We start from the raw sequence: 14,847 nt of genomic DNA on the forward strand, positions 1-14,847 counted from the left end.
TGTGCACGTGCCTCTGAGATTGGTTAAGGTGATGTTGTACTGATATGAACTTTCTATCTGTTTTGTAAATTTGCTGCTCAGATTGTTAAAAAAGGCGTTTTTTTCTCTGTATCAAGATGGTAGAGTAATTATCTTCCAGTCTTATTTTCATAAGTGGCAGTTTAAAAAAATATTTAATACTTTAATTCCGGAAACAGATTAAAAATTCCATAACCTCATGTTATTTTTCTTCTAATTATCAGGGTTATTCTTAACTAGCATAAAATGCAGATATCTATATAAAAATTATTTGTTCGTGGGGGACAAGATATGAATAATAGATCAAAGAGCTTACTGCATGTTCTTTTCATTTCTTTAGTAGCTTTTTCTTTATCTGTGACAGTTGCTTCTGCAGAAATGAGTACTGTAATGTATGATGGAAATGCCCTTAATTTTGCAACTCCACCGGATGTTGTAGCCTTTGCCAATACTGCGTATGTTACACCACCGTCCGAGTTCCAGATCACAGCCAGCGGTTCAATCTGGCGATATAATCAGTGGATTGCGTTGATGAGCCAGGGCAACTGGGTTGAAGCAAAAACAACCGTTGAAACGACCACAGTAGGTGTCCAGTTCTGGGGAGATACCAATGATGGCTGGGCGCGTGTTCTTGTTGATGGTTCAGAGGTCTGGACAGGAAACACCTATGGCTCCAGTGAAGATCCTTATATTAAGTATCTGGAGATATCCGGTCTGGATAAGGGCACCCATACCATAAGGGTGGAAAATATGGGTATCAGTGGTCCGGGTGGCGGGAATCATGTGACCATCTTTTTCTTTGGTCTCATGGCACCATCGGCAGTAGGTCCAACACCTACTCCTACTCCAACCCCAACACCCATTTCTGAGAAATGTCTTGTTGCCTACTATCCATTTGATGGCGATGTAAAGGATTATTCTGGAAATAATAATCATGCTACCAACAATGGTGCCGTCTTTGTATCCGGAGTAAAAGGTCAGGCATTGAGTTTTGACGGTAAGGACGATTACGTGCGTTCACCAGTTGATATCAATCATATGCACTCAAACAGGTCGGATAATATGCCACAAGTGACCCTGGTTGCCTGGGCCAAAGCCGATGAGGTCAGAGGAACGGTTATCTCTCATGATGATGGCACTTTTGATCGAACGATAAACATCGACAAGCGTGGTGGTGGAGTTGGCTGGTCAGCTTTTACTGGTACGTCTTATACTTGGCCAGGAGTTTTGGGTTTCCATCCTGTCACAATCGGAGAATGGACTTTCCTGGCGGCGGTTTATGATCAGGATGCTGAAACAGTAACACTGTACGTAAATGATAAGGTATATGAGAAAAAAGAAAAAAAGAATACTAGGGGCTGGGACTATACCCATATTGGTTCCAATCCAACATGGGATGATCATTTCCCTGGTGATATCGATGAGGTGAGGATCTATAATTGTGCCCTTTCGCAAAGTGAGATCAATTCCATTCGCCAGGGAGAAGCAGTTCCACCGACAGTTCCACCGACAGTTTCACCGACTCCTGTGGCTGGGCTTGTTGCCTACTATCCTTTTGATGGTGATGTAAAGGATTATTCCGGCAATAATAACCATGGGACTCCTATAGGAAATCTGGTTTTCACTTCTGGTGTAGTAGGAAATGCTGCAGCTACTTTTGATGGGGAGAGCCATATAGAGGTTAAAGACAGTGATTCTCTTGACCTCACAGAGGATTTCACGTTCGCTGGATGGCTCAACAAAAAAGATGCAGGTGTCAGAGGATGGGCTGTTGTATTCTCAAAAGGCGATACGGCCTCTGTATTTCCTAGTAATAGCCCATATGCACTATTTCATGATAGCAATGGAATATACTCGAGTGTTCGTGTTGCTGGCCAGAATATAATATCAACTGCGGAAACGAATTTCAATGAGTGGTATTTCGTTACAGTCACAAAAGATGGAAGCGAGTTAAAGTTCTACATTAATGGGGAACTCAAGGACACTATGTCAACAACAGTTTCCATTCCAGAATCAGATACTAACCTTCTCATAGGTATTGATCCACCAGGAGTCACCGAATACTTTAGAGGATCAATGGATGACCTAAGGATCTATAATGTTGCCCTTTCACAAAGCGAGATCGACGCCATTTATCAGGGAGCAACAGTTCCTCCTACTCTGGAACCTGAAATTGACAGGTTCAATGGCCTGACCTTTGAATCCCGTAGCAAGGCCACCGGAAGCAGTGTCCAGATCCCTCTGACATTGTATGGAGTGCAGGACAATATCGGAAATATGGATATGACCCTGAGATATGATTCCTCTGTCCTTGTAGCTACTGAAGTTGTTAAAGGTAGTTTGACAAGCGATTCACTGTACGATTACAATATCATTGACGGTACGGTCAAGATCAGTTTCGCTGATAAGGACGGATTCTCCGGTGATGGCTCTGTTGCTCACGTAAGATTCGATGTGGTCGGAGCTGAAGGCTCATCCACTGCTCTTGATATTGTATCCCTGTCTGCTAACAGGGCAGATTTGACACCTGTCAATATTGACACTAAAGATGGAGTCTTCACGGTGATCAGTCGGGAGCAAAGCAAAGGAGATTCTGTAGGTGACGGTGGCGAACTTACTGCTCTGGATGCCCTCTATGCACTCCAGATGGCTGTGGGGAAGATTCCGGAAGATCTGGCTATGGACGTGAATGAAGATGGTAGTGTAACATCACTTGATGCAAGGCAGATCCTGAGAAGTTCTGCTAAATTAGCTTGAAATGGGAGTGGTAACATGAAAAGAATATTGTTGTTAGTTAGTCTGTTGTGCCTTGTATCTCTTGCATCGGCACAGGATATGACCGTAAGTGTGAGCGATACAACAGGAGCAGCTGGAGGTATAGTGGAGGTTCCTGTCAACCTTGAGGGAGCTACAGATGTGGGAAGTATGGACATTTCCCTGATGTATGATCCGGCAGTCCTGCAGGCTGTTGGTGTGGAAGCCGGTGAACTTGGTGGAAATGCATATATTGAATCCAATACAGGCAATGAAGGGGAGGTCATAATCGCACTGGCGGATTCTTCCGGCATAAATGGCGATGGTACAGTTGTCGTTGTATCCTTTAAGGTGCTTGGTTCTGTTGGCTCATCCAGTCACCTGACCCTGAATGAGGTATCAGTACATAATACCGACCTTGTTGAAGTTATTTCTCCCACCACTGATGGAACTCTCAGTGTCACTGAAGAAGCATCTGAAGGTGCAGGTTATGGAAGCATGGTAGTAATGACAATGGCAGCAATCGTCATGGCTCTGTTCGTTGTCAAGAGAAGAAGGTAAGGGGGTGTAGAAATGAAGAAGATTATCATTATCTCATTTCTACTTTTTATCTTTTTAGCAAATCCAGCTTCTGCAGACCTATTTGATGATATGAACCAGAAAGTCGTGGCATATAATCAGAATGTGGATAAAGTACCGAGTTTTGTAAACAGTCTCCTTGGAAATGAAGAGATCTATGGTATTGTAGAGCTAAATGACGGGAGTGCACTGGAACTAAAAGTGGTTACAAAGGATGCTACGGTTGTAGAATTCCAGAAACTGGCAATCGAGATCGAAGCTGAAAAAGGTGACTGCAATAACGATGGATATCTAAGTGCTGTTGATTCCCTGTGCGCACTAAAGATGTCTACCGGGAAGATGGAAGAAGATGCAAATATCGATGTTGATGATAGTGGAGCTGTCACATCCCTGGATGCAAGGATAATACTACAATCTGTAGTAGGCCTGAGCTCTGAAGTGAATCCGACGATAGTGGTAATATCAAATGAAGATACGATTAGAAGCATAATGGAATCTAAACAACCTGCGGATACATTCTTAGATGCCTATGACGCTGGTGATATTGTCATAGAACCTGTGGGGGTCGTTAATAACATCACCTTCTTTATGGGAAATATAGCTTTGAAGATCTCAAGGTTGCTTGGAATTATCTGATCAACTTAGAGATTAGATCAATTCCAATCTTTTTGACAAGTATGTAACAGGGAAAACATACTTCTCAATTTATTTTTAAAATTTTAATATTTCAACTTATTTCATTCTTTATCGAAAAAAACAATATCAATAGGCATATAGGAGAAAATCATTTATATCAAAAATATTGTTGAATCCAATATAAATAGTTCATCAATTGATGTTTTTGTATATTAAAATCGATTTCTAATACTGGCTGAGATTAGCCTTGCTAATCTTACCTTATACTGATATTTTATTCGCCAACACTTGAGATTAGTATTAATTAGTCTGCATAATACTGGTTTCTATATTTTCAAATTGGAACTAGAAATATGACATGGAGTTCTGTTCTTTTGGTTGAAGCAAGGGAGTTAAGCCATTGTATTGTTGGAAAGAGGAAAACTGTTGAGTTTAGCAAGCCTGTTTATGTGGCTGAAAGGGATGATTTTGATCTGTTGAGGAAGAAGATCATTGACATGCCTTATACTGAATGGAAGAAGATGAGTTTATCAAAAGGTACGATACATTACATGAAGCAGAACGCCAAGAGTGAAAAGCCGTTCACTCTCAATGCTCATGTGAGGGAAAGATTCGGGATGTGGGGGAGATGTTGATTAGGTTTAAACTGTAACTTATATTTGTTCTGCCTCGTTTTCAGGTATTTTAGCACCTTTCAATAAAAGCCACAAGGTAAGTGACAATTCCCCAATAATCCCGGGAACGACAACAATCAGAGCAAATATTGCTTCGTAGTCGGCGTAGTTGGGTAACAGAATATTTGCAAAACTATCAATTAGATAGCCTAGGGATGCAACTATCAACAAGACACCAAGAATTCTTGGGATATAGTCCGACTTGAAAATCAAATAACCAAGAACAAACAAATGAAGACCAAAAAATATCAATCCAATTAGCCATGTGTAGTTAAACGCATTGAGAAATACCATCATCTGGGCATGCAACTGATCTACGCCAAATGCCTTCAAGTATTCAGCACCACTTAAAATTTGCAAAACACTAAAAAGATTGTACAAGGCGATTCCAAAAATAGTGCCATTCACCAACCTTAACCACCCCGAAAGCAATGAAAGAGTCTTGTTAACTGGTTTAAGTAAAACATAAAATGCCCAAGCCAACACCACATCAAAAATAACCATTATAATAAAGCTCAAAATCCCTATGCGAAATAGCGACTCAGAAGCCATGATATTATTGGCTGTTGTTGCGGCATCTCCAGGAACAATAAGATTCTCGAGAACAAAAAAATTGGAGAAGATGCCGGTTATAAATATGATTAAATATCCAACCCCTGCAACTATTGCAGCTTTGCGTAGTGATATATCGGCGATACTTTTTGTCATTTCAATTCCTCCCTCCCAAGTTAAGTTTGATTATATCTCTTATTTATATTTTTCTTGACAGTAATGTTAAGCAATTTTATTTCCCATAACACAGTATAATTAAATGTAGTAGTTTAATTTATCAATCACTTCATCTTAACATTAAACATAAACAATGAAAGTTCGGTTTTTCTTAGTTACCTATATCCCCGCAAAGCAATTCTGGGATATATACAACGTGGAAAAAGTGTACGCTAGCTTTTAGAGTTTTAGAGATAGTTTTATTGGATTTATTTATACAGTTTGCTCTTATATTCTACATAATACAAAATTCATTCACATCTCAGATTAGTAATAATGTTTAGGATGAAAGTTTCAAAAAATATATTCCAATATAACCAAATATCTATCATATAGTGCTTTTAATTTCTTCAACGTACTGCATTATTGTTCTACTCAATGGCTTGAAGTAATGAGAAAACAGCTTCAATAACTATTTATTTTAAAATTAGCTTAACTAATATTGAGGGAAACGGATAGGAATCCAACAGATTATGGGGATCTGTATGAATATTTTTGGTATCTACATATTAAACCTTCTGGAAGGTATTTTATGAATGATGTAATAAAATCAAAACGTCCGAGGGATATATTTAATGAATTGAAATGGAAAGAAGGTATGGATATAAACGAATGCAGCATAGAGTATATCCACAGGGGTGTGCCTGGAAATACAAAAACGGTTTCAGGAGGTAATATAGTAGACATTGGACACTTATTCTTTACGCTTTTTCCAGATACTATGATACCATATCATAGAATACTTCAAATCAAGTACAAAGGGAAAACGATCTACGTAAAGGCTGCACCAGAACATGTTTAATCTGTAAACTTTTCTAGAAATAATCCATTCACAAATACAGTAGTTCGCTAATTTCAGTTCAAACTCGTATAAACGACATCATATGATACATTTATATGTGGTATAATTCCCTCCGCATGTATTTCCAATCGCAAAAGAAAGTTTATATTACTCGATTTGAATTAAATCCTACTGAATGCGCCAAAAATGTACTACAACCTCTTATCGACTATATTAACATTCCAATAAATGGTTCACTTACTAGTAAAGATCGATTTCATGCTGTCATAGGTATGACAACAGGAAAGAACTCAATCCATTCTCTTTCTAAATGCTATCACAAAATACCTTGTGAAACATCACTTCGATATCATCTTCAAAAAATCGATGTGAGACAACTCATAGACTCAAATAACAAAATCCTTATGTAGCTCCCTCTTCAAATATTAAAGTCTAACCAAAATATGACTTTGCTATCGATTACAGCAATGATCCTTACTATGGTCAAACAGATGTTTCTAATTCGGGATATGTAATACGAAGACAAGCAAAAAAGTCAACAAACTCATCCAAGTTTTGCTTCGTGAAGGGTTTCGTATATAGGCCCTTCTGGGGTAAGTGTGCTTTTCTTGAATTTTACGCGATCCACATACATCTTTCCGATTTCCACATCTTTAAGCTCATCCAGAATGCGCAGGAAATCCTCCTTATCAGCCTTTGGTATGTTCTTTACACGGGCAATTGTGGAATGTGCAGTAAAACCCCGTCTATCCTTCTTGAATCTGAAACTTTTGAGGGAAGACTCAACCTCATCATGTAGTTTAACAAAGTTACCCTCTGCACCAATCCATACAACCTTGGCATAACTTGGCTTTGGGAACACACCAAGACCAGCTATATTTGCCTCAAATGGTTCACATTCAATGGAATCCAGTGCCTCTGATATCGCGGAAACCTTTTCCTCTGGCATATCTCCAAGGAACTTGAGGGTTATGTGAACAAGTTCCGGACCCACAAGTCTCAGATCGAAGGGTTCCAGCTTTGACTGGATATCCTTTATTTTCTCACGCATCTCATCTGGAAGATCAACTGCAACAAAAGTCCGAATCAAACACATCACCAATAAAAAAAGGTGAGATAGGCATAAATCATTGACGCCTAAGTTGAGTGCGGGGATATAGGTAACTCCAGTTTTTGTACGCAACATTTTCCCAAAGTCTTGCTCTTATGAAGTTTATTTATTCGAATAGTTGTCTCTTAAAATGTGGGAGTATTTTTAAAAATTAGTTAAGTAACGGCTCTGTAGAAAACCGATTTCCTATTTTTATTCCCACATAATAATTTAAAAATGATTAATCCTGGATTCTGTGCTTAATTGTGCTCACACACCCGCATCAAGTTAACAGTCTTACATCTTCCTTATCAATCTCTTAGGTCCAGTCTGAACCATTTCTCAATATATGGTACTACAGAGAGAAGGTAGAAAACTCTGACATTACAAACTGATTCTAAAGGGTATGGAATATGCTGCCAATCCATTTCTGCAGCACGAGGATTTTCAAAGGAAGATGTTAGCTGAGTCATAAAAATTCGATAGAGGACAGTAATTGGAGAAGGAAATTCGAAGATTATGGCAAATAGTCTCTTCGCATGGAATGGTAGTGGGGAAGGAAAAATTATTTTCTTCCCAAAAAACACAAATTATCAGAGTTCAACATCTTATTTTGGCTTCGTAGAAATCCTCAATATTCGGACAATAATCTAATTTAAAAATATGATGGGATATGTTGCACGATGTTAGAATCTAATCTCAATTCAGTCCATAGATGTTGATAGGTTTTCTACAGAACCCTGATTTTTGAACGTCTTAAAGATTAGTGTACAAAAAATTTGAGTTACCTCTACCCATCATTCATTTTTGATAAGTAAATGTATTTCTCAGTGCATTTTGGTAGTGCACATCATCGTGTGTAAAAATATTGGTATTTGGTCCTCAAAGTCACTTTTTTATTACTAAATTTAGTTCCTAATCTTATTTTCATTTCATTTAATATCAACACCCAAACATATTCTATAATCAAAGTATTAATAATTTGCAGCCGTTTTTCTGCTTATTTGGTCGATAATAAGGGGGTTTAATCATTAGGGCATATCAACAGTTTCCAAATTCAATATTGAATTATTCTAAATGTAACTTATTAAAAATAGGAATCGTGTTTCTACTGGTATTGATCGCATCTATGACATCAATCTCTACTGCACCTGCAGTCATAGTTAATTCTTCTATAGGTGATTTTGTCTGGGAGGACCTCAATGCTGATGGCATACAAGATACAGGTGAGACTGGAATCGCCGGTGTGACTGTAAATCTATACAATTGTAATAGCAATCTTCTAGATACTACAACTACTAATGCATCAGGTCACTACAACTTCATAGTTGAACAGGGTGATTATTTTGTAGAATTTGAAGCTCCTGCGGGGTATTATTTAACCCACCAGGACCAGGGTGCTGATGACGTCATAGACAGTGACGCTGATGCTACAACAGGACAGACAGTTTGTACGACAATTGATCCCGAAGAGGTGGATGAAACCTGGGATGCAGGCCTGTATCAGCTTGCTTCGATAGGTGATCTTGTCTGGGAGGATCTCAACGGCGACGGTATCAAGGACGCAAATGAGACCGGAATCTCTGGTGTGACCGTGGAACTCTATGATTTCGCTAATAACCATATTGCTACAACAGTAACAGATGCAAATGGCTTCTACCAGTTCACAGACTTTGTACCTGGCAAATACTCCGTAGGTTTTGTTCCCCCGGCAGGATATGTCTTCAGTTCACAGGACCAGGGTGCTGACGATACTATAGACAGTGACGCCGATACTACAACAGGACGAACAGTTTATACTAGCCTTGATTCGGGAAAGGTGGATAATACCTGGGATGCAGGTCTGTATCAGCCTGCTTCAATGGGTGACCTTGTCTGGGATGATCTTAATATTAATGGTATACAGGATGCAGGTGAACCTGGTTTCCCTGGTGTGACTGTGGAATTCTATGATTGTTTCGGTAACCAGCTTGCTACAACAGTAACGGATGCAAATGGCTTCTACCAGTTCACAGGCTTTGCACCTGGTGAATACTATATAGAGTTCGTACTCCCGGCAGGATACTTCTTCAGCCCACAAGATCAGGGTGCTGACGACACCATAGACAGCGACGCCGATATTACATCAGGACATACCATCTGTATTTTCCTTGAATCAGGTGAAAATCATCCAGCCAGGGATGCAGGTGTCACGTCCGTTCAGTGGGCAAGCATCGGAAATCTGGTATGGAATGATCTTGATAATGACGGTATGCAGGATGCAGGTGAGCCTGGGATTCCCGGCGTGACCGTGGACCTCTATGATTGTGACAGTAATCTCCTTGCTACAACGGTAACGGATGTAAATGGGATGTACCAGTTCATAGGTCTTGCACCAGGTAACTACTCTGTAGGTTTTGTTCTTCCTGATGGGTATGTCTTCAGTCCACAGGATCAGGGTGCTGATGATGCCATGGATAGTGATGCTGATCCAGGTACAGGATTGACGGTTTGTATCGCAATGAGTCCTGGAGAAGCTGATATGACCTTGGATGCAGGTATCTTTGAAGCAATGCCGGAAATTGATGTTGAGAAATATACCAATGGTTTTGATGAAGATTCGGATATTCTTCCGGGAATAGTTATCGGTGATGTCGTGAAGTGGAAATACGTTGTCACCAATACAGGAAATGTCCCGCTTGACAACATAGTGCTTAACGATGACAGGCAGGGAATCATCCCATGTCCAAAGATCACACTCTCTCCGGGTGAATCAATGGAATGTGAAATGATGGGTGTTGCAGAATATGGTCATTACATCAACGTTGCAAATATCACGGGTCAGTTTGATGATCTTTTTGTTAGCGATGAAGATGTGGGTGAGTACTATGGTTATGAAGTGGGCGACAGTGACTGGGAACCGCCCGTTGTACCAACCGCAGGTCCCTTTATAACTGCATTTGTTTTGGGTGTCTTTATGATTCTGCTACTGAGGATGGACAAAAGGCAGTGAAATGAGCATCTATATAGATGTTCATTACTTTTTCTCACTAAATATGATTTACATGCAATACATATTTCACAAATCACATGTGAAATCAATAGTATGAGTTGGTTTTGCGTATGGCATACAATTCTCCGAATACTATAAATGAGGAAGAAATCCCACTGGAGCCGTGGGCCAATATAGGGATTGAGAGTCCAGATTCAGAAATACTTCAAATTTACCGCCTGGAGCAGCGAATTGGCACTCTCTCGAATGAAACAAAGGAAATCCGTAACCTAATCACGCGCTTGGAGATTTGCCATTTCAAATTTGAGCGCCATATCTTTCGGATAATTGAATCAATTGGCAGGGAGAATGTCGATTTTAATCTGGATTCAATTGGCAGTTCGCACCCTAAATGCGGAAAAAATGCCTGGCGTGCGGACAAGACGGGCAGAAGTCGGAAAGGACAGGAGTATATCTGGGTACTGCAAATGTGGCTAGGGGTACTTCCAGCTGAGAAGGATCCAAGAGGCATCCCCATAAGCCTCTTCGAGGAGGTATATAGTTCACTTGGGGAGAGAGACCGGTACAAGGAAGCTCTCGTTTCGGCACTGCTGAACAGGCTTCTTTGGAATTTTAAGACAGAACGAAAAATCTTGCCTGAAGAGCTTGAAAATCTCATTAGCCAAATCGATCGCACCGACATCTGCCATTATGCTTTTCCTGAGAATATCAAAAAGACGATCAAAGCCATAGGGGAATTAAATTCATCACCAGACTTCGAGGGATGCGGCTCATATGATGAGAGATGCCGGCAGATAGCCCTACATTATTTCACGGATTTGAATTATTGGTTGCAGGGCGGGATGAGCGAAACTGGAAGAATGCTGGGAGAGAGAACGCTTTTAAAGAAGTGGCTGGTCGTTTGTCTGGCAAAGACGATAAAGGAACTTGCCGGGATTAGGGAAAATATGCCGGATGTCAGTGTTTCCGGAGATTTTACCAACTAAGCAAATGCTAGATGAGATTTGCTATTTAATCTGAATGTCCATGTTAGAAAAATGTTGGAGATGTGAGATGATCCATCTCTTTTCAACAAAAGTCTCAGTCAATCGGGATGTAGATTTCGCTTAGAATCTCCTCAGAAGGAACCTCACACCTTCAAATCTATAGTTGCAAATACTCTAAAAAGAAATACACACAACATCAGTTAAATCTTCTATACATACGGGGAAAAGGTAAAATTTTCCACCTCAACCCACACCTGTCCACCCCAGCTCAAAAATATTTTCCTTCACCCAACAGTGACGACTGTATGCTCAAGATAGCAACCTTGAATGCTGTACTTAGTTATGCTCACCCACCCACATCAAGTTAACAGTCTTACATTTTCCTTATGGATCTCTTAGGTTCAATCTGAACCATTTCAATATATGATACTATAAAGAGTAGGTAGAAAACTCTTCTATTACGAGCTGATTCTAAAGGGTATGGAATATGCTGTCAATCCCTCCCTGCGCCTCGAGAATTTTCGGAGGAATATGTTGAGCAACGGCAATAAAAAAATTAAAGGAGGAAATTCGAAGATTGTAGCGGATAGTTTCTTCGCAGGGAATGGTAGTGGGAAAGGAAGAAAAACCAAAATCTTCCCGAAAACTCAAATTGTCAGAGTTCAACATCTGGATATTGGCTCTGCAGAAATCCTCAATGTTCGGACAATAATCTAATTTAAAGATATGATGAGATATGTTGCGTGACATTGGGATTTAATCCCACTTCCAATTCATAGATGTTGATTTTGATAGGTATTCTACAGAGCCCACCCAATTATGTTGGCAAATATTCATTACCCCAATCACTATGATTCATAATAATATATATATAACATCGTAGATTACGTATTATATAGTAGGTAGATTACGTATAACGTGGGAATATACATAATCTTAGAGTGGGGATCTGAAGATTTTCGAATAGGGGGGAGCGTTTAATTGAGCGATGAAAACTCCTTGCACTAGTGGAAACTTTGGACCTTGAATCGCAGATTTCATGGCTTACAAGGCAACTGAATCTGCAGTAGCATTTGAATGTTGGTTCAAAAGGAGAAAGAGTATGTATCTAAATATCAGTTCAAAAGGGGACTTGGTCAAAGAGGTTCAGAGCAAATTAAAGGAATTGGGTTTTGATCCCGGTGTCATTGATGGAAATTACGAACAAAAGACCCGAGATGCGGTCGTCCAATTTCAGGAGAGTAAGGCACTAAAGATTGACGGCATCGTTGGTCCCGTTAGCCTTAAGGTGCTGGGCATCAAGATGAGGCCAGTTGAGCCAGAAGCGGCACGGGAATCTTTCAAGCTGTTGCTTCTCGCCAACCCTAACTACTTCGGTAATTTGTCCGAGAGTACGTTCAAGCCGGTCAAATCTATGTGCTCCAACACGCATTATGAGGAGCTTGTCTGTCTCGGCTACCACCCGCAGCAGAAGCAGCTCGAGGCGGCCGTTCACGTCTACCAGCCATCTGGCTATGGCACGGACATCTGCGGGCCCGGCACACCAGAATTTGTGCGCTTCTATCTTTCATTCGACAACGGTGTCACCTGGCAGGACCAAGGGATGACTAGCTTCCAAGCCCACAATATTCCAGAGGGCACAAAGGGCGAAAAGCGCCTCGAGTACGCCGCCTCGCTGCCGATAGATCCGCAGGCGAAGGTCTGTTGGTTCGATCCCCTGGTCAAGGTGCGTGCCATCCTCTCCTGGAACGATACACCCCTGCCCAACCAGCCCAACTGGAAGCCGGTTTGGGGCAATGTGCGCGAGACCACCATTCTGATCGAGCCATTGCGCCTGATTCCGTTCCCTATTTTCTTTAAAGCTATCAAGGCCGACCTTCCATTCCCAATTGAAAAAGTCGTGGACCTGGACAACCCCCTTCCCACGAAGGTTAAATCGCTGGAAGTTGCGGAACTTGCCGAGATCTACAAAGACAAAGGTGTGTCAGTGCACCGCTTTGCCTACAAGGAGATGATGGCTTTTGCCTCCGGGCAAACCATCGCAAGCGCCCAGTCCCTCGCCACGCTGCCGAAGGAGATTGGGATCAACCCGGACATCATCGAGCAGCTCAAGCCCCTCACAGACGGAGATACCAGCTACGAGGAGCTCACCTGTATTGGGCTGGACCCGAACACCCCGGACACTATGGTCGGCGTGATCCAGGTCAAAAAACCCTACGGTTATTCCGGCGACCCCTGCAGCGATGGTAGTCGCGAGTATGTTACCTTCTGGGCAGATTTTGATGGCAACGGCACCTTCGAGACCTGTCTCGGTACGGCAGATGTGCAAGTCTATGACGTGAAAGTCATCCCGCCGGAAGGTATCCAATATGCCGTGCGCCTTCCCGTCGACCTCACCCCTTACCGGCAGGTTTGCAAGAAGGGTCCCAAGGTGGTGCGCATCCGTGCCATTCTCTCCTGGAACATGCCTGTACCTTGTGGCAATCCCAACACGATGCCTAGGTGGGGCAACCGCGAGGAAACGTTGATCAACATTGGACCCGTGGCCTCCGAGCCGGCTGGTAAGATTGCTATTTTGGGTGGTATTCCCGTGGGACACATCCATGATGTCACTGGACTCACCACAGCCACAGCCGTGTTTGCCACCAACAACAAGCAACCCGATAAATATGGCAGAGCATGCTCCTTCGCCGGCCGTGTCACCGTCCAGGGATTGTCTGTGCCGAACTGGAGCTACATGGTTGAGGTAAGCCAGGACGCCGTGATCTGGACACCCGTGGTCACCGATCTGAAGGTGACGGATCAGAACGGGATCACTAATGATCACAAGGCCAACCCGGTCACCAAACGGTTTGCCTACCTGCCGTTCAACCAGAACGTCAACAGCCTGCTGGCGCAATGGGACACGACGGGCGACGCAAAATGGTATGTGAGACTGACAACGTACGACGCTGGCGGTGTTGAGCAGGGCTCAGACACCCACTTAATCCAGCTTGACAATACCTGGCCGGATGCTTCCATCACCATTACCACCGGCCCTGGTAGTTGCGGTAAGTTCCCTGTCGGAACATTACTCGAGGGTAAGTTCGTTGCACGCGATGTTGTCGCAGGTGACGATTACCTCAGGGATTACAGCGTGTACGTCCTACCAAACGTGAATCCGGCTGGGGTGGGAATCCCCGTTCCGAACTCCGGGCTTGCCAGCACAGCCGCAGCACCCGGAGATGATTGGGATCTGGACACCACGGGTATGACACCTTGTGGCTATACGATCCACGTCAGGGCCGTAGACCGCGCTATCAGAAACAGCCAGTGGGTTGGACACAGGCGCTACGCAAGCGCCGGTTTCTGTCTGGAATTGCCGAAAAAGGAGGAGGAGAAATAAGACCTCGATAACCTGACCGAAGGGGCTGCCGAAGCCGTTGGCAGTCCCGCTTAATGGAATATAGAATCTGAAATACGGGGTAAACCCTTTATCAGGGTAAATCTGGCCTAACAAAAGAATCAAGACCGAGCCGTTAAACCGCACCAGTACTTTAACGGGTGGC

11 protein-coding genes and 1 pseudogene are annotated in these 14,847 nt (G+C 42.3%); 10 read left to right on the plus strand and 2 right to left on the minus strand.

All coding sequences use genetic code 11. From position 1 onward, the window contains the following. Positions 1-309 precede the first annotated feature (309 nt). The 4 genes from V7O66_RS02710 to V7O66_RS02725 all read left to right on the plus strand — a co-directional run bounded on the left by V7O66_RS02710 (position 310) and on the right by V7O66_RS02725 (position 4,622). Positions 310-2,775, plus strand: coding sequence for a LamG-like jellyroll fold domain-containing protein (locus V7O66_RS02710; protein ID WP_406661451.1), 2,466 nt, complete (start codon positions 310-312; stop codon positions 2,773-2,775). 15 nt (positions 2,776-2,790) lie between these two features. Next, positions 2,791-3,333 carry a cohesin domain-containing protein gene (locus V7O66_RS02715; protein WP_406661452.1) on the plus strand — a complete coding sequence of 181 codons (543 nt, stop codon included), beginning with the start codon at positions 2,791-2,793 and terminating at the stop codon, positions 3,331-3,333. A gap of 12 nt (positions 3,334-3,345) precedes the next feature. Further along, entirely contained in the window at positions 3,346-3,987 is a 642-nt protein-coding gene (locus V7O66_RS02720) for a hypothetical protein (protein WP_406661453.1), read from the plus strand. 353 nt (positions 3,988-4,340) lie between these two features. Next, on the plus strand, positions 4,341-4,622 hold the full coding sequence (locus V7O66_RS02725) for a CRISPR-associated protein Cas1 (RefSeq protein WP_406661454.1): 282 nt from the start codon (positions 4,341-4,343) through the stop codon (positions 4,620-4,622). 18 nt (positions 4,623-4,640) lie between these two features. On the opposite strand, the gene V7O66_RS02730 is transcribed toward V7O66_RS02725, so the two are convergent. After that, complete coding sequence (locus V7O66_RS02730; protein WP_406661456.1) at positions 4,641-5,369, minus strand: DUF4386 domain-containing protein; 729 nt, start codon at positions 5,367-5,369, stop codon at positions 4,641-4,643. Positions 5,370-5,871: 502 nt separating this feature from the next. Here V7O66_RS02730 and V7O66_RS02735 point away from each other — a divergent pair. Continuing rightward, positions 5,872-6,231, plus strand: coding sequence for a DUF504 domain-containing protein (locus V7O66_RS02735; protein ID WP_406661457.1), 360 nt, complete (start codon positions 5,872-5,874; stop codon positions 6,229-6,231). 272 nt (positions 6,232-6,503) lie between these two features. Further along, positions 6,504-6,778: pseudogene (locus tag V7O66_RS02740) on the plus strand (ISH3 family transposase); the annotation flags it as partial. Here V7O66_RS02740 and thpR read toward each other — a convergent pair. Further along, the gene (thpR, locus tag V7O66_RS02745) at positions 6,776-7,327 is read right to left on the minus strand and encodes an RNA 2',3'-cyclic phosphodiesterase (RefSeq protein ID WP_406662546.1); all 552 of its coding nucleotides are present in this window, start codon (positions 7,325-7,327) and stop codon (positions 6,776-6,778) included. The pseudogene V7O66_RS02740 and the gene thpR overlap by 3 nt on opposite strands. 1,123 nt (positions 7,328-8,450) lie before the next feature. Between thpR and V7O66_RS02750 the strand changes: the two genes are divergently transcribed. The 4 genes from V7O66_RS02750 to V7O66_RS02765 all read left to right on the plus strand — a co-directional run bounded on the left by V7O66_RS02750 (position 8,451) and on the right by V7O66_RS02765 (position 14,684). Beyond that, the gene (locus V7O66_RS02750) at positions 8,451-10,313 is read left to right on the plus strand and encodes an SdrD B-like domain-containing protein (protein ID WP_406661458.1); all 1,863 of its coding nucleotides are present in this window, start codon (positions 8,451-8,453) and stop codon (positions 10,311-10,313) included. A 110-nt stretch (positions 10,314-10,423) separates the two neighbouring features. Next, complete coding sequence (locus V7O66_RS02755) at positions 10,424-11,299, plus strand: hypothetical protein (protein ID WP_406661459.1); 876 nt, start codon at positions 10,424-10,426, stop codon at positions 11,297-11,299. A gap of 480 nt (positions 11,300-11,779) precedes the next feature. Beyond that, entirely contained in the window at positions 11,780-12,016 is a 237-nt protein-coding gene (locus V7O66_RS02760; RefSeq protein ID WP_406661460.1) for a hypothetical protein, read from the plus strand. Positions 12,017-12,401: 385 nt separating this feature from the next. After that, entirely contained in the window at positions 12,402-14,684 is a 2,283-nt protein-coding gene (locus V7O66_RS02765; protein ID WP_406661461.1) for a peptidoglycan-binding protein, read from the plus strand. Positions 14,685-14,847: the final 163 nt, after the last annotated feature.

It is taken from the genome of Methanolobus sp. ZRKC3 (genome assembly GCF_045291275.1).
Classification (GTDB): Archaea; Halobacteriota; Methanosarcinia; order Methanosarcinales; family Methanosarcinaceae; genus Methanolobus.

What these genes read in the sequence shown, in the direction of transcription:
- V7O66_RS02755 (WP_406661459.1), top strand. Translation starts at nt 10,424, where the DNA reads ATGGCATACAATTCTCCGAATACTATAAATGAGGAAGAAATCCCACTG.
- V7O66_RS02725 (WP_406661454.1), top strand. Translation starts at nt 4,341, where the DNA reads ATGACATGGAGTTCTGTTCTTTTGGTTGAAGCAAGGGAGTTAAGCCAT.
- V7O66_RS02750 (WP_406661458.1), top strand. Translation starts at nt 8,451, where the DNA reads ATGACATCAATCTCTACTGCACCTGCAGTCATAGTTAATTCTTCTATA.
- V7O66_RS02720 (WP_406661453.1), top strand. Translation starts at nt 3,346, where the DNA reads ATGAAGAAGATTATCATTATCTCATTTCTACTTTTTATCTTTTTAGCA.
- V7O66_RS02760 (WP_406661460.1), top strand. Translation starts at nt 11,780, where the DNA reads ATGGAATATGCTGTCAATCCCTCCCTGCGCCTCGAGAATTTTCGGAGG.
- V7O66_RS02765 (WP_406661461.1), top strand. Translation starts at nt 12,402, where the DNA reads ATGTATCTAAATATCAGTTCAAAAGGGGACTTGGTCAAAGAGGTTCAG.
- V7O66_RS02715 (WP_406661452.1), top strand. Translation starts at nt 2,791, where the DNA reads ATGAAAAGAATATTGTTGTTAGTTAGTCTGTTGTGCCTTGTATCTCTT.
- V7O66_RS02710 (WP_406661451.1), top strand. Translation starts at nt 310, where the DNA reads ATGAATAATAGATCAAAGAGCTTACTGCATGTTCTTTTCATTTCTTTA.
- V7O66_RS02730 (WP_406661456.1), bottom strand. Translation starts at nt 5,369, where the DNA reads ATGACAAAAAGTATCGCCGATATATCACTACGCAAAGCTGCAATAGTT.
- thpR (WP_406662546.1), bottom strand. Translation starts at nt 7,327, where the DNA reads ATGTGTTTGATTCGGACTTTTGTTGCAGTTGATCTTCCAGATGAGATG.